This is a genomic window from Acaryochloris thomasi RCC1774 (assembly GCF_003231495.1).
GTDB lineage: Bacteria > Cyanobacteriota > Cyanobacteriia > Thermosynechococcales > Thermosynechococcaceae > RCC1774.
This window is the reverse complement of the sequence record NZ_PQWO01000002.1, coordinates 66,763-91,466: the sequence shown is the minus strand read 5'-3', so window position 1 is coordinate 91,466 and position 24,704 is coordinate 66,763. Positions and strand designations below refer to the sequence as shown.

Genomic DNA, 24,704 nt, shown 5'->3' with positions numbered 1-24,704 from the left:
CCTTTCGGCACTTAGTTTAGCAACACGCTGTCCTCTAATGCTGCTGCGAGGGTCGCCCCCCGACCTGCCACGCATAGAGCGTTTCCATCCATGGAGATTGCGTTTCTATATCGCAAGTCTCCGACATACAAGCCGTCACCACAATCGGATTTTTTCAGGAATTTTAGATACTGCAAACCACTGAAGGCGAAGGAACTTCGGCATCGTTCAGGCGCAGTCAGTTAAGAGACGCACTGAAGCATCAATATGAGCATGGGTCTCCAGACCGTCGGCCTACTCCCTTAGACTATTGAGAGCAAGTCCACCGCCACTTTTTGAGGAGAGGTTCCCGATGCCTGATACCCCGCTCCATGATCAATCTCTGAGTCTTGACCATCAGACATTCGCAGCTTTGTTAGCGACCACCGAGAATCTGTTGATTATTCAAGATCTAGATGGGGTTTGTATGGGGTTGGTTAAAGATCCCCTCACGCGGGTGATTACATCTGACTACGTTCGGGCGACGAATGCCTTTGATCAGCACTTCTACGTCTTAACCAATGGTGAGCATATCGGTCAGCGGGGCGTTAATCACATTGTTGAGAAAGCCTTCAAAGATTCTTCAGTCCCTAATTATCTGCCGGGACTGGCAGCAGGCGGTATCCAGTGGCAAGACCGAGAGGGGGCTGTATCACATCCTGGCGTGAGTGAGGCAGAGCTCGCCTTTCTCCAAGCCGTTCCAGACCGCATTGCGAGGCAACTCCACGACTTTTTTCAACAATATCCAGAGATACTAGAATCACGCATTCTAGAAGAGTGTATTGCTGCTTCTGTCCTGGATAACAAAGCGTCACCCACGGCCAATCTCAATACGTTCTATGCCCATCTCCAAGATGCTCCAGAGGTATACGTGGCACTTCAGAAAAACATAAAGGCCCTCATTGATCGGCTACTTGCAGAAGCACAGGAAAAGGACTTAGGGGATTCTTTCTTTGTTCACTATGCTCCCAATCTTGGACAAGATTCGCAGGGGCAAGAGCTCATTTGGTTTGCGGGTCCAGAGGGTTCAGGAACGACAGATTTTCAATTCATGGTTCAAGGAGCGATCAAAGAAGCAGGAGTGCTGGCGCTGCTCAATCGCTATATCTTTAACCGCACAGGAACATACCCACTCGGGGAAGGCTTCAACGCTCGACAGGCACCGAGTGATCGCAACGCCTTACTAGACCTAGTAAAAACCAATTTTGATCCCGATCAGATGCCAACAATCATTGGCGTGGGCGATACGGTCAACAGCCAAGTCGTTGAGGAGTCAGGACAGATCGTGGTGCGGAGAGGGGGAAGCGATCGCAACTTCTTAACGCTGATCCAAGACATTGGCGGCCAGTTCAACACCGGCAACCTCACGGTTTACATCGACAGCAGCGCCGGAGAGGTCAAAAACCGTAAGCCCCTGAAGCTAGAGGGCGGCACCGTCATCGAAGGACCCTGCGATCCCCAAGATACAGAAGACCCGCTGCAGCTTAACATGGCCTTCCCTGACGGTCATTTGCAGTACTGCAAAATATTTCAGCAGGCAGCAGCAGCCAGAGCAGCGAAGACATCGGCCTAGCTGCGGACTGTATAAAGACAACCTTGTATAAACAACGGGCACGCTCATATACACAGATACAGGCGTGCCTATGATTTAGGCTTTAGCCTTGCGAGGCTGTTTCTTGACGTGCTTACGCTTGCCTGACTTGTGGCTAGGCTTACCATGGTCAGCGTTATATCCGCCACCGCCAGCCCCGACGCTAATCTTGAGCTGCTGCCCGCAGACCCGCACCTTCTTGAGATGCTTGACGGCGGCGTCTGGCATGTCCTCTGGCAGGTACACGGTGCTGAAGGTGTCGAAAAACTTGATTTGACCGATGTAGGACGGTGCAAGGTTGATCTCGTTTGCGATCGCACCCACAATATTCTTCGGCTTCACGCCATGCTCGCGGCCCACCTCAATCCGAAACTGCTGCATCGGTACCTGAGAGCTTTTGCCTAGATCTGCAGCCCAGTTCCCGGCCGTAAACGCACCGTCTTTTTGGATCTCCTTTTCAGAAGGAACGAGAGGCCGCTCTCGTTGAACAAGGTAGGCCAAAGCCGCTGCAATCTCGCGCAGGCTGAGGTCTTGATCCTGCTGATAGTTGCTCACCAGATCTTCAAAGAAGCCGAGATCCTGATCTTCAATGGTATCGGTGATCATCTGCTTGAACTGCACAATCCGGCGATCGGCAATATCAGCATGACTAGGAATCTTCATCGGCTGAATAGGCTGTCGCGTTGCCTTCTCAATGGAGCGCAGCATCCGTTTTTCACGGCCAGAGACAAACAGAATCGCATCGCCGGTGCGACCGGCTCTTCCCGTACGACCAATGCGGTGGACGTAGGTTTCAGTATCGTAGGGAATATCGTAGTTAATAACGTGGCTAATGCGCTCAACGTCTAAGCCCCGCGCCGCCACATCCGTCGCCACAATAATATCGAGACGGCCACTTTTGAGGCGCTCAACGGTTTTCTCCCGCAGCACCTGACTGACATCGCCGCTCAATACCGCGCTGGAGTAGCCCCGCGCCTCTAACTTCTCGGTCAGTTCTGCCGCCATCACTTTGGTCCGCACAAACACCAGCATGGCGTCGAAGTCTTCAACCTCTAGGATGCGGGTGAGGGCATCGAGCTTCTGGAGACCCTGCACCTGCCAGTAACGCTGCGTAATGCTGGCAACAGTGGCGGTCTTGGATTTAATCTTGATCTCTACTGGATTGTTGAGATGATGCTGAGCCACCCGGCGAATGGCGGACGGCATCGTGGCAGAGAAAAGAGCGACCTGTCGCCCTTTGGGCGTCTCCTCTAGAATAGTTTCAACATCTTCAATGAAGCCCATCCGCAGCATTTCGTCAGCTTCATCAAGGACAATAGTCGCAAGACTGTCGAGCTTGAGAGTGCCGCGCTTCAGGTGATCGATCAAACGTCCCGGCGTACCGACAACGGTATGGACGCCCCGCCGCAGCTGGCGCAGTTGAGTGCTGATGTTCTGACCACCGTAGAGGGTCGCAATCTGGAACCCACTCAGATGGCGAGCATAGCCCTGCATCGCTTCAGCGACCTGAATTGCCAGTTCGCGGGTGGGGGTCAAAACTAAGATTTGCGGCTGCTTGCAGGAGAGATCAACGCGGCTGAGCAAAGGCAGAGCAAAGGCTGCGGTTTTGCCCGTGCCGGTCTGGGCTTGCCCTAGCAGATCGCGCCCTTCCAGTAAGGGGGGAATGCTTTGCGCTTGAATAGGAGACGGAGCTTCATAGCCAGCGTCGTCGATGGCTTGCAATAGGGGAGGTGCGATCGCAAGATCAGCGAACCGAGGCATTGTTGGGGTATCAGACATGAAGTACAGAGATAGAAGAACAGCCCGCAGCGTCACAGCCGCGTCGGGCAACAGTTGAGGACCTAAACCGATAGGCCCTTAAGAAGGGTGAGCTTATACCTGGGCCAGCTTGTGGCGACGGAATGACCCAGCTCACCGGCTGCAGAGAACTTTCCAATCATAGACGATACCCCAGTTATTTGCAGCCATAGTAGAAACAGAAGAAACTAAGTCACAGTCAAGCCAGTCCTAATATTCAGATGGATCTGGAGAGCAATGATCATGAATTTTAAGTCTCTCTTCTGCGGCGTCCTGATCGCTAGTTCGTTGATGACATCGACAAAGGCGGTCGCCTGTTCCTGGATTGCCCCACCGCTAGTCGGCTACGTATTAAATAGTGAAATTGTGGTGGTGGGCACCGTCATCCAAGCCAGCGAAACGACAGCAACTTTAGCTGTTGAGTCCTATCTCAAAGGCGAGCATCGAGAACCCAAGCTGTTGATTGATAATCAGGTTTACGATACGGGCCCCTCCTGCACACCGTTAACACCCATACAGGGGAATCGCTTTTCCCAAGGCCAGCAGATACTAATGTTTTTGGACTCAGAACCACAGTCACAACTCTGGTATCCAATTGGCGTTAGCGATGAGGCTGCGTTTCCGGTGCAAGAGGGTCGCTTATTACCCGGTTTATATCCCTACCTTTTCCTGAAGCACGACCATCGGCATGTCTCTGAGGAAAGTATGCTGAAACACATTCGAGAAGGAAAGCCGGTGTCTTCGTTGGCGGAGGCCAAAGATGCGATCGCAAACATTGCCGGACCTAGCGTCGAAATCAAACAGCAAAAAACAAACCAGCAATCACTACTCTTCCTCTTGGAGCAGGAGCAGTTGTTATGACGGTCAGCTTAGCGATCAAGCAGCATCAAAAAAAGACTTGAGTTCAGTAAACGCGGTTATAGATTTGCGTCAGGTGCAAAAGGCGATCGCGAATCTCATCCGTCAAATCGTGGGTGTCATAACGCCAGACCCAATTTCCGCCCGCCGTACTCGGGAGATTCATCCTGGCATCGCTGCCCAATCCCAACAAGTCCTGTACCGGAATAATCACTTGGTTGGCAACAGAACGCAGGGCTAGCCTGACTAAATCCCAATGAACTCCCTCGTCAGAGAGTCCGCCCACATAATCAGAAACGATCTGCTGCTCATCCGCTGAGATCGATGAAAACCAGCCTGCCGTCGTGTCGTTATCGTGGGTGCCCGTATAAATCAAGCAGTTACGCGGGCAGCTATGGGGCAGATAAGGATTGCCTGCACCAGAGCCAAAGGCGAAGTGCAAAATTTTCATGCCCGGGAAGCCAAATCGATCCCGCAGTGCCTCAACCTCTGGCGTAATGATGCCCAAATCCTCCGCCAAAATGGGCAAGCGGCCCAACTCATTGTTGAGAGCCTCAAAGAGCTGCACACCCGGTGCAGGAACCCACTCACCATTAATCGCCGTATTTTCCCCCTGCCGGATCTGCCAGTAGGATTCAAAGCCTCGGAAGTGATCCACCCGAATGAGATCAACATAGTCAAGCATGGTGCGAAAGCGCTGCAGCCACCATTTGAAACCATCCGCCTGCATCCGATCCCATCGGTAAATAGGGTTGCCCCAAAGCTGCCCGGTCTCGCTGAAATAATCCGGCGGCACCCCGGCCATCAAGGCAGGCTCCCCCGTTTGCGGATCGAGGTGAAACTGCTCTGGATTCGACCAGACATCAGCGCTATTGTGGGCGACGTAAATGGGAATATCCCCAATAATCTGAATACTGCACTCGTTGGCATATTGCCTCAGAGACGACCACTGCCGAAAAAACTCAAATTGCAGAAACTTATGCAGTTCAATCTCGTTAGCCAGCTTACTCTTCCACTGCCTCAAGGTCTCTGGATCCCGATGAACTAATCCAGGCTCCCATGTGTTCCAAGCCATGCCCCGATGCACAGCCTTGAGTGCCATGAAGAGAGCATAATCATCAAGCCAGTGGATCCGCGTTCGACAAAACTCAGCAAAGGCTTGCCGGGTCGCAACGGTTGCGACCCGGCGAAAATTCTGGAACGCCTTTAACAGCAAAGGCAGCTTAATCTGATCCACTAGCTCGTAGGAGACCGTACCCGGACGAAAGCCGACTCCCACCTCTAAATCCGATGATTCCAGCAGTCCTTGGTCCCGCAGCCGTTCAAGGCTAATGAGCAGAACATTTCCGGCCATCGCCGAATAGCTCATGTAGGGAGAATGTCCAAAGGCAGTGGGCCCTAGCGGCAATACCTGCCAGAGTCGCTGACCACTTTGATGCATAAAGTCAACGAAATCATAGGCGGCTTGGCCTAGATCGCCAATTCCCATAGAACCGGGTAGAGACGTGGGGTGTAGAAGAAGGCCGCTGGCTCTCGGGAAAGGCATGGAACACCCATAATAATTGGTCAACGCTCACAACTCATACCACATTTATAATGGTTGGCTGCAGTTAAATAATTCGGCCCCAGAACAGATCTCGAGAACAACCTCGTTAAACAGCAAGAGCATGACCGCACAGCCGAGAATCTGTAAGTCAGGATTTTCTAATAAATATTCATTCAGAGGCGCAAAAGCTCCAACAAGTTGCAGAAGCGAGATAAATCAACTTACTCCAGCTGCTCTAGTGCTTCATCAGTTTTTTCAATCGCATCGCGATTGCCCTGCTTTTGATAAAGCTGACGGGCCATTTTGAGCGCTTTGATGGCCTCTTCTTTGCGATCCCGTTCGATTAAAGCTAACCCAAGACTGTAGTGTGCTTCGGGCTTTTGGGAATCAGCATTAATAGCTTGACGATAGGCCACCACTGCGGCCAGATCATTGCCACGAGATCGTTCAATATCTCCCTGCCCAATGAGAGCATCAGCATATCGAGGCTCAAACTGCAGGGCTTTTCGATAGGAGGCCATCGCCTCATCAAGCTGGCTCTGCTGGCTGAGTAACTGCCCGATGCGGTAGTGAACGCGACTGTTACGCGGGTCAAGACTCGCCGCTGATTCAAGGGCTGCTAAGCCTTCAGTGACCTTACCCTGTCGCAGGTAGGCCATCGCTATGTTGATCTGAATATCGCCCGTATTGGGTGAAAGCTTCGATGCTTCTTGAAAGGCGGCAATCGCTTCCGGCAGCTGGTCCTGCTGCAGCAGAATCCGACCTTTAGCATCGTGGGCTTGCCAGTCTTTAGGTGCGATCGCAACAATTTTATTAAAGGTTTCAACGGCCCCCTCAAAGTCTTTTTGGCGGCTCTGAATCACGCCGAGTCCCTCCAGCGCCTTCAGGTTTTTAGGGTTGAGCTGCACAGCCTGACGATAGGCCTCGGCAGCCCCTTCGTTGTCACCCGTGTTGCCGAGGCTATAGCCCAGAGCGTAATGAAAATTGGCGTCTTTGCCATCAATCGCAATGGCCTGACGATAGGCCTTTGCAGCCTCATCATATTCACCCAGCTTTGCCTGGATATAGCCAATCGCAGAAAAAATCCGGGCGTTTTTAGAATCGAGCTGAGCCGCTTGCTGATATTTCGTCAGCGCAGCCGGCAAATCTTTCTGCTCGACAAGCTTTTTTCCCTCTTGAAAGAGCTTGAACAGCCGTTCACTGTTGGCCTGACTTTGAGCCTGAACGGGCGCGGAGAGCGGCAGCACTATACCACCGCTCAAAGCCAAACATAGCCCCATTAAAACGACCCGAGAGTAACGCACAAATGTCTCCTATATCTCAACCGCAGATAGTCATAAAAAAGCAACATACTTCATGGTTTTTAACCCGTCCTTAAAACAAAAGGCACCTTTGACTAGAATTCCCCAAGTTTGGGTTACACCAGAAGTACATCTAAATTAAGTCTCTCCCCATAAAGACTTAAATCTTGCCGTTCTAGTTTCAAGTTTGGCAGATTTTCCGCTGAATACGATGTCAGGACGGTTATCTATAGTCCATCAGCGAGGCAATTATGACCACTTTCCGCAATATTGCGATTGTGGGTCCTTACTCTAGTGGTAAAACTACCCTGTTGGAAAGTCTACTCTACGTTAGTGGAGTGATTACCCGTAAAGGATCCATCTCAGACAAAAATACGGTGGGTGATGCTGCGGCAGAAGCCCGCGACCGCCAGATGAGTACAGAAGTAACGGCTGCCAGCCTTGAGCATGGCGGCCTTTCTTTTAACTTTTTAGACTGTCCCGGTTCTGTGGAGCTACTCCAGGAGACGTTGAACGTCTTGGTAGGCGTGGACGCCGCCGTGGTGGTTTGCGAACCCGAACCCGATCGCGTTTTAACCCTGGCCCCCCTATTTCAAACGCTAGATGAATGGGAAATTCCGCACCTAGTATTCATCAACAAAATGGACCGGTCCCACACTGAGTTCAATGAGGTATTAGCGGCGCTCAAGCAAGTCTCCGGTCGACCGCTGGTGATGCACCAGTATCCAATCGGCAATGGCGAAACGCTCACGGGCTTTATCGATCTCGTCAGTGAGCAAGCCTACCAGTACCATCCTGATGCCGCCGCCGATCCGATTCCGTTCCCGGCAGAGCTGAAGGCGCAGGAGCAAGCGGCCCATGCAGCCATGCTAGAGACGCTGGCTGACTTCGACGATCATTTACTAGAAGAGCTTCTAGAAGATGTAGAGCCACCCCAGGAAGAAGTGCTGCAGGACTTTAAAGCAGAGCTAGGGGCAGACCAAATTGTGCCGGTGTTCATCGGCGAAGCGGACAAGGAGTTCGGAGTTCGACCGCTCTTAGATGCCCTCGTCAAAGAAGCCCCCGATTCAAGTGAGACCGCAGCCCGTCGTGGCCTCCATGCAGAAGCAGAGCGCCCTGTGGCGCAGGTCTTGAAGACATTCCTGTCCTCTCAAGGTGGGAAGCTATCGCTGGTGCGGATCTGGCAGGGACAGCTCAACGACGGGATGACACTCAATGAGGCGCGGATTGGTGGCATCTATCACTTGACAGGTCAGCAGCAAAAAAGCACGCTTCAGGCTGAGGCGGGCGAGATTGTGGTTCTCAGCCGGATGGAACCCATTAAGACCGGCGATACGCTGACAGTGGCGGGTAAGGCGCTGTCGCTGCCGAAGGCCAATCCATTAGAGCCAGTGTTCTCTTTGGCAATTAAGCCGGAGAACCGGAAGGATGAGGTGAAGCTAAGCGGTGCGATCGCAAAGTTGATCCAAGAAGACCCCGGCCTTTCTTGGGAGCATCGGGACGCCACCCACGAAATGATCCTTTGGGGCCAGGGAGACATCCATCTTCAGATTGCCAAGGATCGCCTGGGCCGCAAGTTCAACCTGCCCGTTAGCACCAACACCCCCCACGTCCCCTATAAAGAGAGCATTCGCAAAGCCGCCCACAGCCACGGTCGCTACAAGCACCAGACCGGGGGCCACGGACAGTTTGGCGACGTTCACCTTGACATCCAGCCCCAGTCTCGGGGTGAGGGCTTCCGGTTTCAGGAAAAGATTGTGGGCGGCTCTGTGCCTCGGCAGTACATTCCTGGCGTCGAGACCGGCGTGCGGGAGTTCCTGCGGCAAGGAACGCTAGGCTTCCCAGTCGTAGACGTGTCGGTCACCCTCACCGATGGAGCCTACCACTCCGTCGATAGTTCAGAGCAGGCCTTTAAGCAGGCGGCTCGGATTGCCATGCAGTCAGGGCTAGCGAACTGCGATCCGGTCTTGCTGGAGCCGATTGAGCGGGTAACGCTCTCGACCCCGGCAAGTTTGACGTCTAAGGTACTGGGCGTGATCACTCATCATCGCGGTCAGATTCTGGGCTATGAACCCAAGAAAGACTGGAGCGGCTGGGATGAGATTTCGGCCTATCTACCGATGGCGGAAATGCAGACTTTGATTATTGAGTTGCGATCGCAAACCCAAGGCGTCGGCTTCTTCAACTGGCAAGATGATCATCTAGAAATCGTCCCCGATAAAGTCGCAGAACGAGTCCTTACTCAGGTTGAAACAGCCCCCGCTGCTTAACCAAAGATTAAAACTCAAAATTAGGGGTTGCAGCTTGGGATTGAGTCGGCTATGCTCAAGGCCAATCACAGGCCGCAACCTACTCCATGCAACCGCTACGGGCAGGTCTATGGTCAGGATTATTTTGCAAGGCAAATGATTTAAATCACCGGACCCTCCGGCCAAAATCACAGCCTGAAGATTCATCAATATCTATGCTGTAAAACATAGGTTCTAGACAGACCGAAAAGTCAAGCTTTTTGGTGCTTGGAGTACGTTTTTGGCGCTCAATGAGTAATAATACGTACTGAGGAGACAAAGTTCTGGTGTGTGAGGAAAGTTGCCCGTGGCGTTTTTATCTAAGGATGGCCGCTCGACCCGTGTATCTGAAGGGTTGAGCCAGCCTCATCGAGGGCGTAAATCACGCCAGCAGTTGCCCATCGGCGTTTTTGACAGTGGCTCAGGTGGACTAACAGTCCTTAAAGAACTTCAGGCCCAACTGCCCCGCGAATCTTTTCTCTACTTTGGCGACACCGCCAACGTTCCCTACGGCACACAGCCACAGGCCAATATCCTCGGCTACTCCCGACAAATCCTAGACTGGATGACGCAGTACCCAGTCAAAATGGCAATCATGGCCTGCAATACCAGTTCAGCCCTAGCCCTAGACGCAGTTCGCTCTGAATTCAGCATTCCGATTCTCGGGATTATTCTCCCCGGCGCCCGAGCAGCGGCGGTCCAGGGAAAGCGTATCGGTGTCATTGCCACACCCGCAACCGTTGCCAGCGACAGCTACCAACGCGCTATTTTAGAAAAAAATCCCCAGGCAGAAGTTTTTCAAGTGGCCTGCCCTGAATTTGTCCCTCTCATCGAAGGCAACCTGATTCATGAACCCGCCACTCTTGAGATTGTGCGGCAGCGCTTACAGCCTTTGCTAGAGGCCCAGATTGATACCCTTGTATACGGCTGTACCCACTATCCTCACCTTGCCCCTGTCATCGAAGAACTGCTGCCAAAGTCTGTTCATATCGTTAATCCAGCCGTCCGGATGGCCGCCGCCACGGCCCAAGAATTGAGCATTTTACAGCTACATACCAGTCGTCGTCCCCAGCGCCCCAGATTTTTTGTGAGCGGCTGCCCGAAACAATTTGCCGACCTATCAAAACAATGGTTAGGCAGACGTCCTTGGGTTGACCAAGTGATTTTTGCCGACGGGCCAGAAACGACCCCAGAGATCTCGACAGCGGATGCCACTGCTGAAAAAATAGTTTTATAGTTCTGTCTCAACCGCGCAGCTAATCTGTCAAGATTAGCAAAGGAGTTAGGGGATCGGCGGTGGTCGATCATTGTTCTCGCGTGAGGCAAAGCTCTAGCTGGACGTTCTGTGACACCTCAAATCATGCATATGCTTCATCAACGGTTCAGACAAGCCCTCACATTTGCGTTGGGTCTGATGCTGTCCTTTAGCCTATGGGCCACCGTTTCTCCACCCGCAACCGCTGCTTTGCCCCCCGGTAATGCAGTCAACGATCCAAGAGCTTTGCTGCGGCTTTCTTTGCCCCTTGAGAATGAAGATATTCGCAAAGTGCAGCTCTATCTAGAGGGAACGTCACCGCAACTGCGGGGCAAACGCTGGACAGAGATCTCGAAGGATCTCGACAAAGCTTCTTCTTCTTTGGCAGTGAGGAAGGCAGGCATTATCGATGATGTACCTGCGGCAGATCGAGATAAAGCCGAGGCCCTGATCGAGCAGATTGGGACTGGGATCAGCGAACTTAAAACGCTAGCTGCACAGCAGGATCCGCAGCCCTTCAAAGATGCGAGAGCACCTGTGCTTAGGAACGTAGGCGATTTAGAAGAAATGATGGTGCAGGGGTACCCCTTCGAGGTGCCAGCAGAGTACAGTAACCTACCGCAGCTTAAAGGTCGAGCAACGGTGGTCATTGACACCACAAAGGGACCAATGACCGCGATTGTAGATGGCTACAGCGCTCCGGTCACAGCAGGAAATTTTGTCGATCTCGTCAAGCGCGGCTTCTATGACGGCTTGCCGTTTACGCGCACAGATTCTTCTTACGTCATTCAAACAGGTGATCCAGAAGGCCCAGAGCAGGGCTTCAAAGATCGCACGATTCCCCTAGAAGTTTTAATCGAAGGCGACTCTGAACCCATCTATGGGTTTACGACGGAAGAGCTGGGTCTCTACCCTGCCAAACCCGCCTTGCCTTTCTCCGCCTATGGAACGATGGCCATGGCAACGTCTCCTGATGACGCCAATAGTGCTTCTTCTCAGTTTTTCTTCTTGCCGTTTGAAGCTGATCTAACCCCCGCAGGAGCCAATCTGCTGGATGGTCGCTATGCTGTGTTTGGCTATGTCGTTGAAGGTCAAGAGGTCCTAGGAGAGCTGACGAAAGGTGACAAGATTAAGTCAGCAAAAGTCGTAGAAGGTTTAGAGAACTTGGTCTAGCTCAGGATGTCAGAAACGGTTGCTGAGTTAGGGGAGCAGGCTATTCTGCAGCGACTGCAACCCTATTGCTCTCGCGACAAGCTGGGCGACGACGCAGCCGTTCTAGAACCACAGCCAGGTTTTTTGCTGGTTATCTCGACAGACATGCTAGTCGATGGGGTGCATTTTAGCGATCGCACCACATCTCCCTTCGATATCGGCTGGCGTACGGCTGCGGCCAATCTCTCTGACCTCGCCGCCATGGGAGCAACGCCTCTAGGATTAACGGTCAGCCTAGGGCTACCGCCCGCCCTGTTGGTTGCCCAGCTCGAACAGATTTATCAGGGCATTCGCGACTGTCTACAGCATTACGGCACCACAATCATTGGCGGCGATATTTGCCGTAGTGATTGCCTAACGCTGAGTATGACCGCGCTGGGGCAAGTCAGCCCCCAGCAACAAATCCGCCGCACAACGGCTCAACTCGGAGACGCGATTTTAGTCACAGGGGCACACGGTGGCTCTCGAGCAGGTCTAGAAATTTTACTTAAACCTGAGTGGGGCCAGTCACTCAGCGAGGCAGAACGAACCGCACTGTGTCGCATTCATCAAAGACCTCAGCCCCGACTGGACGTGTCACCGCTACTGCGACAGCATTACCCTGAGCTGTGCGTCACAGGAATGGACAGCAGTGATGGACTAGCGGATGCAATTTTACAGATCTGTCGGGCTAGCGGCGTCGGAGCCATTCTAGACCGTATCCCCATTCCGACTTGTTTACAAACGATAGCCCCAGAACAAGCGCTTGACTGGGCCCTCTACGGTGGTGAAGATTTTGAACTGGTGCTCTGTTTGCCTGCAAACGCTGCAGAAGCGATGGTGAATTCCCTCGGAGACAGCGCTCAAATCATTGGCCAGATTGTCAGGGGTAGCGATGTGCAGTTCGTTGACCCGCGAGGCATAGAAGCTCCTCGAACGCTATCGCTCAGTCAAGGCTTTCAGCACTTCGAGACTTCAACAACCGACGAAAGCCCATAGTGCGTTTTGATGCATGAAGTCTATGCTTTGGCCTGCACTTTATTGGTAATCCAGGCTGATTGGTAAGGTGGCAGACTGAACTCATACATTCCCTCTGGGATGACGGTATCGCTAATCAGATCAAACCAAGGATCGATGCCGATGAGGTTAATGTCTCTGAGATTCAAGACTTGGGGTCTCGGCGTCAAATTGTGAATGGAAAAGATACTCTGATCTCGACCGATACTCTGTCGCCAAAAGCCAAACAATGCGGGCTGTAAATGCAGCGTATATTGGGTCGCGTTGGGGTGAAAAGCGGGCTGTTGACGTCGGAGTTGAATCAATCGAGAAAGATCGCGAAGCACAAGGGACTGAGCCGAGTCTGGTGTCTGGAGCTGGGCCAGCAGGTGATCATAATTCCATTGGTGGCGATTAATGGATCGCTTCCGTCCCGTCCGCTGTACTGCTTCATGGTCATTGGAGGTCGCCAGCAAACTATGGATATAAAAGGCCGGAATTCCCTCTAAAGACATCATGATGGTTTGAGAGCAGAGAAAGCGAGGGATCTGCCACTCATCTTCTCCCTGGGCCGTGCCTTTCATGGCATCAAATAAAGAGATATTGACCTCATAGGGGCTTTCGGAGCCATCTGCCTGGGCACGCATACTAATCTCGCCGCCAAACGCTTTCATACAGCGTAAAAAGGTCTCATATTCTTCAGCCTCTAATAACCCCTCTGTGGGTCGCATTCCCATACCGTCATGGGAGGCCGTGAAGTTAAAGTAGGCGCAGCCCAGAGGAGCGGGCGGCATACTCATCATCCAGGTTTTGAGGTGATCAGAGCGTTCCTGCAGCAAGGCATTGACCACCAATGGCGGCAGGCTAAAGTTGTAAATCAGGTGGGCTTCGTTGCGGTTGCCAAAGTAGCTCAGATTCTCGCGATTGGGGACATTAGTTTCAGTCACCAAGCTTGCGTCCGGCTTCACCAGAGCCACAATCTCCCGGATGAGTTTAATCAGCGTATGGGTCTCCTGCAGATGAATGCAGGGACTGCCTAGGGTTTTCCAGAGATAACCAATCGCATCTAAGCGCAGCAGCTTAGTCCCCGTGTTCAGGTAATGCAGAATGATACCAATGAACTCTAGCAGCACATCGGGGTTAGCAAAGTTCAGATCGATCTGGTCGTGGCCGAAGGTAGCCCAAACGTGCTGAGTGCCATCCGGTGTCTCCACCGGGCAGAGTAAAGCGGTATTGCGAGGACGCACCACTCCAGACACATCTGTTTCTGGATCGATGGCGATAAAGTAGTCGCAGCCCGGTGGCTGGCCCTGCTTAAATTGCTGGAACCACTGACTCTGACTGGAGACGTGATTCATGACCAAATCAGTCATCAGATCGAACTGCTCAGCGATGCGTCCGACATCCTTCCAGTCCCCCAACTCAGGGTTGACCTGCAGATAATCAATCACGGCAAAGCCATCGTCTGAGCTGTAGGGAAAGAAAGGAAGAATATGTACGCCCGTGAGCACGTCGCGCAGATAGTTACTCAAAAAGTCATGCAGAGTACGAAGGGGAGATTCTTTCTGATCTGATCTGAGGATGCTGTCGCCGTAGGTAATCAGTAAGACATCATCTTGACTCCAGCGGTCGATGGGATTGAGATCTCTCGCTGCGTTGCTGAGGTGTGGGGCAAGGAGAGTTTGGATGCGATCGCAAACCCCATCAACATCAATCCCCAGCGGCCCATAAACAGACTCCACAAGGGGCTTAACTCGCAGGACAAAGCGTTCGGACGGAGCTACAGACGCGACTTTATCCATAGGAGTCAAGATGGCAAACTTCAAAGAATAGTCACTACCGTAACTGGGACGCTTGTATTTTTGCAAGACCGGCGTGAGCAATTGAAACCAACTCTATCCAGTCGCCCCATGCTGTTCCATAAAGTTAGGGAGAGAATGGAAGGCAGAAGGCCACACGTAATGATTATTCATCCGTACAAGCAAAGCGGCTGACTGAATGGCCCCCACATCAATCGGGCCATAGATATGGGGAAAAAGCGAAGCCATCTTCAAGTGTGCATCGCCACCCGGCAGCGGCGCAGGAGCCTCAAACTTTAGAGGAGCAGTGAGCCGCAGCGGATCAATCTCAAGAACAGCCAGCGGCTCCTTGAGACTTGCAAAGTAGTCGTTTGCCACTGCCACAGTCGTAACGGGCGTCTCCGCGCAGTGCACAAACCCATCTAGCGCAAATCTTTGGGGCTTGTATGAAACCTCGGTTAGCCCAGACTGCAGCTCAGAGACAGGAGCAAGGTGATAAATACGGCTGTTTGGCATCGCGGCTTAACCTAAAAGACCCGTAAACCACCGCATTTCTGCTATGGTCCGCGTGAGTGGCAACAGTTTTTAATTACTGTCGTCTATTGTGTCATGTTCTCCCGATACACCCACGAATGAAGAAAGTTCTGCTCGCTTTGCTCTTGATTGTGCCCGGAATAGCAGGGATGGCTGTTTTCGGCCATTATGCCCTCCAGGACTGGGATCAGCTCCAGCAAGACTATGCAGAATTCAAGCGGGTGGTGGTAGCAACATCAGACCTGTCAACGCTGTTTAAAGCGAATGCAGCCCAAACGACTCAGCGCATCAACCTATTCGCAGACGGCACCTGGACCCTATTGAGCAGCCTTTTAGCCGCCATTGGCCTACATGGATTGCTCACCGTTGAATAATTCCGTTCCCAATGGGGAACCCTTAAGACTAACTATGGAGAATTTTTATGGCAAAGTGGAAGCTCATTGTTCCCGCTCTTCTCGGAGGGAGCGTCGTCGCAGGTGGAACAGCAGCCTACTTCTACTTCAAAGGCATTCCAGCTCAAGTTGGGATTGACCCCAGCGCCAGCGCCGCCATAGTGCCCGATGAAGCATTGATGACCGGCTTCGTTTCCGGAGATGATCAGGCATGGAGCAAGCTGAAAAAATTTGGCACTCCTGAAGCTCAGGCACTTTTCTCTAAGGGATACGAAGAGTTCATCGGCAGTCTAGAGAAATCTGCCACGGACCAGAAGATTGATGTCGAGAAAGATGTACGACCTTGGCTCGGCAGCATCATGGTGGCACTAATGCCATCAGAAAAAGAAGCTGAGCCGCAGTCCCTACTTGTTGTGGGTATCAAAGACAAACTGGCAGCCCTCAAATTCGCCAACAAAATGAAGGAGAATGCTGAATCCACCATCGAAGAAGAAGAGTACAAAGGCATTAAGGTCTTAGCTGATACCAAATCATCTTCATTTTTGGGCGTTCTAGAGAACCATTTGCTCATTACCAACGATCGCAAAACTCTAGAGCTTGCCATTGACACTTCCAAGGGTGATCCATCCCTTGCAACGCAATCGAAGGGGGCAATGGCCGATGCCCTGAAAGACTTCAATAATCCAGTTGCTCAGGTCTACATCCCCAACTACAGTGCTTTCTTTAAGCAGTTTTCCGCAGCATCCGCATCCCCTGTACCGCCTCAGGTGCTCGACCAGCTTGATCAGATTGAGTCCGTCGTTGTCGGCATGGGCATTGATGATCAGGGCTTACAGATGCGGGCAATTACAGCCATGAATCCCGAGACAAAGCAGTGGAACTACAAACCAATCCCCGGCAAGGTGATTGCGGAGTTTCCAGAAAATACGCTGGCCTTGGTCAGCGGCAGCGGCATCAGTGAGTCTTGGGCCACCAGCGTGGAGCAGCTCAATAAAGTGCCCGAGTTTAAGCAGGGACTAGATCAAACACGGCAGCAACTACGACAGTTCACCCAACTGGATCTCGACAAGGATCTTTTGGGATGGATGGATGGCGAATTTGCCCTCGGCCTCATTCCTTCCAAAGAGGGTCTGCTCGCCGATGTGGGATTTGGTGGGGCGCTGCTGCTGGAGACTAGCGATCGCAACACTGCCGAAAAGACCTTTGGCAAGCTAGATACCCTAGCCACGAAAAACCTACTACAGCTCAAGCAACGCGACATTGACAGCACCTCAGTCACAGAATGGCAAATCCCCGTCCAGGGAACCTTGGTCAGTCATGGCTGGCTCGACCAAGACACCTCTTTTATGGCGCTGGGTGGACCGATGGCTGATATCTTAGTTTCCGAGCCTGAGCGGACCCTGGGCAGCAGCAAAGTCTTTCAAGAAGCAACAGCCTCTTTCCCTAAAGAGAACTCAGGCTACTTCTACCTCAATATGGAGCAGGCCTCCGGCATCCTAGCCAGCAATCCACTCATCGCCCAAAGCGGTTGGCTCACGCCCGAAACACAGGCCATTCTCAAATCCATTCGGGCTGTCGGTGCCACAACCTCACAAATGGATAACTCCACCCTAAAAACAGATATTGTGATGACGCTCCAGCCGGCAAGCAAGTAGAGACAGAAGATTAACTGCCCTCAGCATCTCTGCAGTAGCTGTTTGCTATCTGCGCAGATGCTTGAATGGCGCTTGTGGCCGATTTAATGGTGTTTCACTCAATCTGACTGCACGGGCTGATGCTTTTGATGCCAGTTTTGGGCCTGCTGCCGGATCGCGGCCAGCTCCTCTGCTGCCATTTTGTCGAGATTCGCCAAGATAAAGCTCATGCGTCCTTGGGACTGAAGCTTATCTCGATGGCGATCTAAAAAGTCCCAGTAAAAAAAGTTAAATGGGCAGGCCGTCTCGCCGATTCGCACCTTGGGATTATATTGACAGCCCTTGCAGTAGTCGCTCATGCGGTTAATGTAGTTAGCCGACGCCGCATAGGGCTTAGAGGCTAGAACACCGCCGTCAGCAAAAAGTCCCATGCCGATGACGTTAGTCTGCATCACCCAGTCATAGGCATCGATAAAGGCTGCATGAAACCAATCTTCGACAGCCTGGGGCGATAGCCCCGCAATCAAAGCAAAGTTACTGAGCAGCATCAAGCGCTGAATGTGGTGAGCATAGCCGGTTCGCTCCACCTGGGATAGAGTTTGGTGCAGGCAGTTCATCTCGGTCTGAGCCGTCCAATAGAAATCGGGTAGCGCACGCGTATGCCCAAACCAATTACTCTGGCTATGATCGGCATGGTGGTAGAGGCCATGCATATACTCCCGCCACCCCAGCACCTGACGAATAAAACCCTCAACATTGTTAAGCGCAATTTGGCGTTCATGGTAGGCCCGCTCAGCAGCCTCAACCACCTCAAGGGGCTGCAGCAATCCTAAATTAAGATAAGGCGACAGTAGAGCATGCCACAGCGTGTCCTCCCCCGTGACCATTGCATCTTGGTAGGCACCAAAGGTCGGAAGTCGATGCTCAATGAAAGAATCTAGAACCTGTAGCGCCTGTGCCCGAGTGACGGCCCAACGAAAAGGTTGCGCGGCACCATAATTAGACAAGTCCTCCGATTCAACCCTGTCTATCACCTCCTGAGTAATCGTGTCTGGTTCAAACCACAGCGGTTCAGGAGGCTGGAGCTGCTTGGAAGGCGGCTTCCGATTTTCCTTATCGAAATTCCACTGCCCCCCGACGGGATGCTTGCCTTCCATCAAAACCTGAAAGCGCTTGCGACCCTCTCGGTAGAAGGTTTCCATACGCAGCGTCTTGCGACCCTCTGCCCAGTCTTGGAACTCAGCATCGCTCCAGAGGAAGTGGTTATTGAGCACGAGCGTTAGCGAGCAGGGCAACGCTAAAGACTGCAGAAATACTGCAAACGGGCGATCGTTGGGAGCCATTACCCGCAGTTCTGTGATCTGCTGAGCCTTGACCCAATTTGTGAGCGGTTTCACAAAATCTGAGGCAATCTCATAGGTAACCAACCACTCTGCCTGACGCAACTCTTCAGCAAAGTGACGCATGGCTGACCAAACTAAAATCAGCTTTTGTCGATGGTAGGGGCGCTCTTGCCCCTGCTGGGCCGACTCAATGAAAAGCACCGGTCCTTTTTCTTCACAAGTCCGTAGGGCAGCCTGTTCACTCCAGAGCTGATCACCTAATATCCAAACACCAATCGTCATCTCAATCTTAAAAACTAGCCAGTTCTGTTCCGGGTTATCTGGACAATCTTGACACAGAGTTCAGACCGCGACAGGACTTCGGAACAAAGGTATGGCATGAAGCTCCCTAGACAGAATAATAAAACTCCCCCAGCGCCTCCAAAATCGGAAGGCAGACCGGGGGAATACTGCTTTGAGAATGTGTCAATACAGACCGACGCTACCAGCTATGACGTTCTGCACAGGTCTTGAGAAAGACAGGTTTAAGATTAGCGTTATAGAATCTGCTCAAAGTCATTCAGTATTGATTGATAGGCCGTTGCGGCAACTTTTACATTTCTTTTGCTGGCGGCAACGTCTAGTTTTTGAAGATGATCCTGCAAATTTTGGACAGAGCGTCTGTACTGGGTCAGGTCAGATTTTGGCAATGCACCTTCTAATCGACTCAGACGGATCCCTAGCTCACCCAACGGACCACGGAGGAAGGTTTTAATACCATTCCAGTTCTGTGATTGAATGAGTGGCTCTAGCTCAGGGACGCGATCTTTAAGGGACTGCACACTATCGGTATAGAGCTGCACCTGGTCGCTTGCGGCAACGGCTGCTGGGGTCAAAGTATTGACGCTAGTGAGTAGCAGTAGCCCCGCCATGCAGACGGTGACCAAGAGTGATTTACAAAATTGCTTGAACTTGACTTTCATTAATTGATAATCCTTTGCACATTTGACATGAAGGCTCTCACGCCTATTCTCAGGTTAGTATGTGTTTCTGTAAACACACCTAAAATTTAAAAGGGCAAGACAGCAATCATGGGTGCTCACCGAATTCTGATCTGGTTTCGGAACGATCTGCGGCTCCATGACCATGAGCCGCTGACGCAGGCGCTGAGGCTGGGGGCACAGGTTATTCCCCTTTACTGCTTTGACCCTCGGCAATTTACGACGACGCCTTTTGGTTTTGATAAGACAGGGGCGATGCGATCGCAATTCCTCACAGAAAGCGTGACCGATCTCCAGAACTCGCTACGAGCTCTAGGTAGCAACCTAATCGTGCGCCACGAACGCCCTGAGATTGTCATCCCACAGCTTGTTCAAGCTTTAGATCTCTCTGCTATCTATTTCCACCGAGAGGCAACGTCTGAGGAACTGGCGGTCGCAAAAGGCGTTGAAGCGGCTGTCCAGATTCCCTGCCAGCGCTTTTGGGGAGCAACACTGTACCACCCCGATGATTTGCCCGTGGAGATCTCACGAATTCCAGAACTTTTCACGCACTTCCGTAAGCAAGTGGAAAAGCAATCGACGGTGCGCCCCAGCTTCCCGACACCCAAGAATCTGCCACCGCTGCCCAATATCGATGCAGGCGCAATCCCCACACTGTCAGCACTAGATTTATCGCCCGTTGAACCTAATCCACGCGCCGTACTGTCTTTTCAGGGCGGCGAAACGGCTGGGCGAGCCAGACTCCATGACTATATTTGGGGGCAGGACTGCCTCAGGCGCTATAAGCAAACCCGTAACGAGATGCTGGGGGCCAACTACTCTTCTAAGTTTTCGCCCTGGCTGGCCTTAGGCTGTCTCTCACCTCGTCTAATTTATGAGCATGTCCAATCCTACGAAACCGAACGGGTTCGCAATGACTCGACTTACTGGATGGTGTTTGAGCTGCTGTGGCGAGATTTCTTCCGGCTGATCGCGGCAAAGCACGGCACTCACCTATTCCGTCAATCCGGGCTGAGGGGACTTGATCTGCCCTGGCAAACCGATACTGACGCCTTTGAATGCTGGCGGCAGGGAAAAACGGGCTATCCGCTAGTGGACGCCAATATGCGAGAGCTGAAGCTAACGGGCTTTATGTCCAATCGCGGTCGTCAAAATGTAGCAAGCTTTTTGACTAAAAATCTGGGCATTAACTGGCAGTGGGGAGCAGAGTGGTTTGAATCGCAGCTGATTGACTACGATGTCTGCAGCAACTGGGGCAACTGGAACTACACCGCTGGAGTGGGCAACGATGCCCGAGAGTTCCGCTATTTCAATATTCTCAAGCAGTCCCGTGATTATGATGCGAAGGGAGACTATGTTCGTCATTGGCTCCCAGAACTGGCAAAGGTGCCTCGCGCCAAGGTCCATGAGCCTTGGCGGCTGACGGCAGAAGAGCAAGCGCGCCTGAACCTTCGACTCGGCCAGGACTACCCTCAGCCAATGGTGGATTTCCAGCAGTCGATTGCCGCCAATCAAAAGCGTTTTGCCGTTCAGCAGGGATAGTTTGATGGCCCGCTAACGTCTTCTAGAGTCTCCGAGAATGCCTGAGATTCTAAATTCCATATTGATATGCTGTTCAATACCCGACAACAGAAATGACAGAAGAGGGGAGAGCGCAATTCTCTGCAGATCAGAGCCAGCCTGGGCAACAGTGGCGAAGGCTGCAATAATTTTATTTAGTATTCCCAGAGAAAAAAGCATGGAATTCAATTACTCTTACCAGCAATATTTAGGCTTAATAGAGTTAATAAAAGCCACAAAATGATAAGATCAAATCAATAATAAAGGCTCGAATCTAATTCAAGAAATTTACTTTTTTAGAATTATTTTAATCTCAAGAATAATTCAAAGCCCTAGAGTCGCATCAAAGAACTTGACTTGAGAGCTAGTTAACCGTTAACACTGAATCAGGTTGTTGCACTAAAGCTCAAGACGCGACCCTACAAGCCTATTGGCGCATGCCAGTCATCCAAATGAACTGATTTTAGGCAAAGATAGGCTCATGGATTCCTCCTATAGCCGATAACGTATGCTCACGTTTTCTCTGAGCATGCAATTTAGATTTTCATGACGATCAAAATATAGAGCACCACAGATTGGAGTGCTTTTGTTAACCCACAAGCAAATTACAACGGGTATGGGAATCAAGCGTAGACAGTTTTTACTATTCGGAGGCACCGTATTTCTCAGCATCGCTTCTCCAAGATGGGCTGCAGCTAAATCAGTGAGAGAAATCCGCAAAATAGCCCGTCAGGTTACGGTAAAGGTAATTACCCAAGGTCCGTCTGGGTCTGGCGTTTTGATTCACAAGAACGGCTCGATTTATACCGTACTGACAGCAGCCCATGTGGTCAAAAACTCTAACCCAGAGGAAGAGGCCTATATCACGACCTATGATGGCGAAACTCACCCTCTCAACACCCAGATGGTCAAGATGGGGGCTGAAGCAGATATTGCGATCGCAACCTTCTCCAGCGACAAATCCTATCGCGTGACCAATGTGGGCAAGTTTAAATCCCTAGATGTCTTAGATGCGGTTTACGTGATCGGCTATCCTCTGGCCGACGAGGCAATCTCCGTTTCGACTCTTACCTTGACGCGGGGAGAGGTGGCTTCTATTGATAGCTTTGAGGACGGCTACGGCTTTTCTTATACAGCCGTGACCAAAGCAGGCATGAGTGGTGGCCCTGTTCTAGATCAAGGGGGTCAGTTAATTGGCATTCATGGTCGGGCCGCAGGACAGCGTCTCCAGGACGTTCGCATCAAAGATGGCCTTAATCTAGGTATTCCCGTAGACACGGCTATTGCAGCCTTTGGTTTAGGAAAAAACTATCAGCCCCCGACTGAGCCACCCGCCGAACCCGCTCAGGCTGCCGCAGCAGAAGAACCGCCCCCAGACGCTGCGCCGGAAACACCGTCAGCACCACAGCTATCCAGCTTTACCTTTGAGGTCTTGGGCGTTGACGACCAGGGCCAAGTGCGAAAACGTCGAATTCAGTCAGCCCAATATTATCGCCAGAGCCTCAAGGATACAGTGGACCTAGAGATGGTTTACGTACCGGGCGGGCAATTTAGCATGGGTTCATCCGTCACAGAAGCCCATCGGCAAAAAAATGAAGGTCCGCGACACACCGTCACAGTCCCTTCCTTTTTTATGGGGAAATACCCGATTACCCAAGCCCAATGGCAGATCATAATGGGGGACAACCCCTCGCAATTTCAGGGCGCTGACCTTCCAGTAGAAGGGATGAGCTGGCTAGCGGCAGTGGAATTTTGTCAAAAACTGTCTGCCGCCACGGGCCAAGCCTATCGCTTACCGAGCGAGGCAGAATGGGAATATGCGGCTCGGGCCAGCACCAACACACCGTTCACAATTGGCAAAACTCTAACCACAGCCTTAGCCAACTATGATGGCCGCTATACCTATGGTCGAGGCGCAAAGGGCACATTCAGGCAGACCACAACTAAAGTCGGAACATTTGCGGGAAATACCTTCGGCCTCTACGACATCCACGGCCAAGTTTGGGAATGGTGCCAAGACCACTGGCATGACACCTATGAGGGTGCCCCCACCGACGGTACAGCCTGGATCAACAGCGGGGAGACCAACACACGCCGAGTCAGGCGAGGCGGATCTTGGTATGAAGGCCCACACACCTGTCGCTCTGCATTTCGCTACCGCTCATCACCCGATTCCTCGCAGAACTCCTTTGGACTGAGGGTGGTTTGCCAAGCATTACAGTCGACCTCTTCAGTCGGTTACCGCTCATCCAAGCACCTTACAGTTCAAAGGGGATAGTTTTATGGCTCGACAAGGTCGATCAAATCCAAAGCCGGAGAAGGTTTGCTTGGTTTGCGATCGCACCTTCACCTGGCGCAAAAAGTGGGCCAACTGCTGGGATGACGTTAAATACTGCTCTGAACGCTGTCGCCGACGCTCCTCTAGTGCCGATTCAGATGCCGCAGACGCATCGTAAACAGCAGCGTCGCAAGTTAAACGATGCATTTTTCTAGATAGCTAAAATTAAAATCTCTCGACGCCCTTGCAGAGTATTTATACTTATTTCACGTCAAAGAATTATTCTATTAGATGAACTTCAGCTCTCAGGTTCTGCGAGACTTTACCGATACATCCGTCCTCAGAAAGCCCCATGAGCATGGATCACAAGTAGCGAGTCCTAATGCTCGCCGACACAATAACAGAGGCATAAATCAATATTTCTTTAAGCTTATTTACAAGAAGATCATTATTTTTTAAGAATGATGAGCAACGCATCTATAATTAGCGTTATCAATATGAAAATTCAATAAACCGACTGTCACTTCAACCTCTTTGAAAAGGTTTTACGCTCGCATGAACTCTCTTACCTCACGCTTACGTTCAAAAACCAGCCTAGCCGTTGCCCTCTATCTACTAACGGGTGCAAGCCTGGGGCTGTTTGCTCAAGCTCAGATGAACGCTCTGCAATTGGTTCAAAGTGGTCGTCCAACCGTCAGCAGCCGTTAAGCATCGCTCCAAACGATACTGTTAGAGAGCCATTCTTGTTAGTGAGGCCGGCCCCCGCTCTGACCTCACTTTATCTATAATATTTCCTCTCTAAGCGTCCCAGATGAAAGGCATCTAGGAACAATCTCAGCTTTGCTGAGAATTGAGAGAGCTTTTCATGAGGACCCTGAGAGCATAGTGCAGTCCCCACTCCGCCTAGCCTCTAGCCCATTCAGCTTCACGTTCAAGTGCATATTGAAGCGTTGAGCCAATCGCCATATTCAGCCAGTAGGGACGAATGGGTCGCTCATGCTGCTGGGCACGTTGCTGCTCACTTTGACGGGGAGGGCTACTTGATTTTGCTCTCTGTGGTGATTTTGAAATGATTGGGGTAGGCATGATTCTCAATCAGTTAGGATCGCTGGACCGCATCTTCACGCGTGCGCAACAAACAGCCACACTAGGAAAAACGCGGTGGGGCAACACTTTGCGCTTGAGGATGTGAAGAATGTCTGGTGAGTAGCTTGCCTTGAATCCGTGGGCTTGTCTGTATTCTTTCTGACATCTGGTGTACAGAAATGCCCAAGACGCGCTATTTTATGGGGAAATCAGGTGCAATGGGCGCAGCGTGATGCTTTCGCCAGATTTGGACCTTC

Annotated in this window: 20 protein-coding genes; 11 read left to right on the top strand and 9 right to left on the bottom strand. The window is 51.7% G+C overall.

Translation table 11 applies throughout. The features are described 5' to 3' along the window. The first annotated feature begins 331 nt into the window (after positions 1-331). A complete protein-coding gene (gene stpA, locus C1752_RS03340) occupies positions 332-1,591 on the top strand; it encodes a glucosylglycerol 3-phosphatase (protein ID WP_110984638.1) in 1,260 nt (419 codons plus the stop codon). Positions 1,592-1,666: 75 nt separating this feature from the next. Here the strand turns inward: stpA and C1752_RS03335 are convergent, their stop codons facing one another. Next, a complete protein-coding gene (locus C1752_RS03335) occupies positions 1,667-3,388 on the bottom strand; it encodes a DEAD/DEAH box helicase (protein ID WP_110985049.1) in 1,722 nt (573 codons plus the stop codon). Between the two features lie 261 nt (positions 3,389-3,649). Between C1752_RS03335 and C1752_RS03330 the strand changes: the two genes are divergently transcribed. Beyond that, positions 3,650-4,267 (top strand): hypothetical protein, encoded by a 618-nt coding sequence (locus tag C1752_RS03330; RefSeq protein WP_146242267.1) that lies wholly within the window; start codon positions 3,650-3,652, stop codon positions 4,265-4,267. A gap of 43 nt (positions 4,268-4,310) precedes the next feature. On the opposite strand, the gene malQ is transcribed toward C1752_RS03330, so the two are convergent. Next, positions 4,311-5,810 carry a 4-alpha-glucanotransferase gene (malQ, locus tag C1752_RS03325; RefSeq protein ID WP_110984636.1) on the bottom strand — a complete coding sequence of 500 codons (1,500 nt, stop codon included), beginning with the start codon at positions 5,808-5,810 and terminating at the stop codon, positions 4,311-4,313. Between the two features lie 221 nt (positions 5,811-6,031). Then, entirely contained in the window at positions 6,032-7,114 is a 1,083-nt protein-coding gene (locus tag C1752_RS03320; protein WP_146242266.1) for a tetratricopeptide repeat protein, read from the bottom strand. Positions 7,115-7,362: 248 nt separating this feature from the next. Here C1752_RS03320 and C1752_RS03315 point away from each other — a divergent pair, with 248 nt between their 5' ends. From C1752_RS03315 to thiL, 4 genes are all read left to right on the top strand, one after another. Continuing rightward, positions 7,363-9,381, top strand: coding sequence for an elongation factor G (locus C1752_RS03315; RefSeq protein ID WP_199464274.1), 2,019 nt, complete (start codon positions 7,363-7,365; stop codon positions 9,379-9,381). Between the two features lie 373 nt (positions 9,382-9,754). Continuing rightward, positions 9,755-10,636: a glutamate racemase gene (murI, locus tag C1752_RS03310; protein ID WP_110985048.1), complete on the top strand. Its 882-nt coding sequence runs from the start codon at positions 9,755-9,757 to the stop codon at positions 10,634-10,636. Positions 10,637-10,759: 123 nt separating this feature from the next. Then, the gene (locus C1752_RS03305; protein WP_110984633.1) at positions 10,760-11,827 is read left to right on the top strand and encodes a peptidylprolyl isomerase; all 1,068 of its coding nucleotides are present in this window, start codon (positions 10,760-10,762) and stop codon (positions 11,825-11,827) included. 6 nt (positions 11,828-11,833) lie between these two features. Further along, complete coding sequence (thiL, locus tag C1752_RS03300) at positions 11,834-12,844, top strand: thiamine-phosphate kinase (RefSeq protein WP_110984632.1); 1,011 nt, start codon at positions 11,834-11,836, stop codon at positions 12,842-12,844. A 20-nt stretch (positions 12,845-12,864) separates the two neighbouring features. On the opposite strand, the gene C1752_RS03295 is transcribed toward thiL, so the two are convergent. Both C1752_RS03295 and C1752_RS03290 read right to left on the bottom strand, forming a co-directional pair. Further along, a complete protein-coding gene (locus C1752_RS03295) occupies positions 12,865-14,643 on the bottom strand; it encodes an alpha-amylase family glycosyl hydrolase (RefSeq protein ID WP_110984631.1) in 1,779 nt (592 codons plus the stop codon). A 93-nt stretch (positions 14,644-14,736) separates the two neighbouring features. Next, the gene (locus C1752_RS03290) at positions 14,737-15,156 is read right to left on the bottom strand and encodes a DUF952 domain-containing protein (protein WP_110984630.1); all 420 of its coding nucleotides are present in this window, start codon (positions 15,154-15,156) and stop codon (positions 14,737-14,739) included. Positions 15,157-15,272: 116 nt separating this feature from the next. Here C1752_RS03290 and C1752_RS03285 point away from each other — a divergent pair, with 116 nt between their 5' ends. Together C1752_RS03285 and C1752_RS03280 are read left to right on the top strand one after the other, a co-directional pair. After that, positions 15,273-15,548 carry a hypothetical protein gene (locus tag C1752_RS03285; protein ID WP_110984629.1) on the top strand — a complete coding sequence of 92 codons (276 nt, stop codon included), beginning with the start codon at positions 15,273-15,275 and terminating at the stop codon, positions 15,546-15,548. Between the two features lie 47 nt (positions 15,549-15,595). Beyond that, positions 15,596-17,221 carry a DUF3352 domain-containing protein gene (locus C1752_RS03280; RefSeq protein WP_110984628.1) on the top strand — a complete coding sequence of 542 codons (1,626 nt, stop codon included), beginning with the start codon at positions 15,596-15,598 and terminating at the stop codon, positions 17,219-17,221. Positions 17,222-17,319: 98 nt separating this feature from the next. Here C1752_RS03280 and C1752_RS03275 read toward each other — a convergent pair whose 3' ends face one another. Both C1752_RS03275 and psbQ read right to left on the bottom strand, forming a co-directional pair. Then, a complete protein-coding gene (locus tag C1752_RS03275) occupies positions 17,320-18,825 on the bottom strand; it encodes a cryptochrome/photolyase family protein (RefSeq protein WP_110984627.1) in 1,506 nt (501 codons plus the stop codon). A 254-nt stretch (positions 18,826-19,079) separates the two neighbouring features. Further along, positions 19,080-19,505 (bottom strand): photosystem II protein PsbQ, encoded by a 426-nt coding sequence (gene psbQ, locus C1752_RS03270; RefSeq protein ID WP_110984626.1) that lies wholly within the window; start codon positions 19,503-19,505, stop codon positions 19,080-19,082. Between the two features lie 108 nt (positions 19,506-19,613). On the opposite strand from psbQ, the gene C1752_RS03265 reads away from it, so the two are divergent. Then, complete coding sequence (locus C1752_RS03265) at positions 19,614-21,065, top strand: DASH family cryptochrome (protein WP_110984625.1); 1,452 nt, start codon at positions 19,614-19,616, stop codon at positions 21,063-21,065. A 12-nt stretch (positions 21,066-21,077) separates the two neighbouring features. On the opposite strand, the gene C1752_RS28275 is transcribed toward C1752_RS03265, so the two are convergent. Further along, complete coding sequence (locus tag C1752_RS28275; protein ID WP_158535001.1) at positions 21,078-21,263, bottom strand: hypothetical protein; 186 nt, start codon at positions 21,261-21,263, stop codon at positions 21,078-21,080. Positions 21,264-21,663: 400 nt separating this feature from the next. Here C1752_RS28275 and C1752_RS03260 point away from each other — a divergent pair, with 400 nt between their 5' ends. Continuing rightward, complete coding sequence (locus tag C1752_RS03260) at positions 21,664-23,361, top strand: SUMF1/EgtB/PvdO family nonheme iron enzyme (protein ID WP_233501309.1); 1,698 nt, start codon at positions 21,664-21,666, stop codon at positions 23,359-23,361. A gap of 4 nt (positions 23,362-23,365) precedes the next feature. Beyond that, complete coding sequence (locus C1752_RS03255) at positions 23,366-23,539, top strand: DUF2256 domain-containing protein (protein ID WP_110984624.1); 174 nt, start codon at positions 23,366-23,368, stop codon at positions 23,537-23,539. Positions 23,540-24,264: 725 nt separating this feature from the next. Here C1752_RS03255 and C1752_RS03250 read toward each other — a convergent pair. Continuing rightward, on the bottom strand, positions 24,265-24,447 hold the full coding sequence (locus C1752_RS03250) for a hypothetical protein (RefSeq protein ID WP_110984623.1): 183 nt from the start codon (positions 24,445-24,447) through the stop codon (positions 24,265-24,267). Positions 24,448-24,704: the final 257 nt, after the last annotated feature.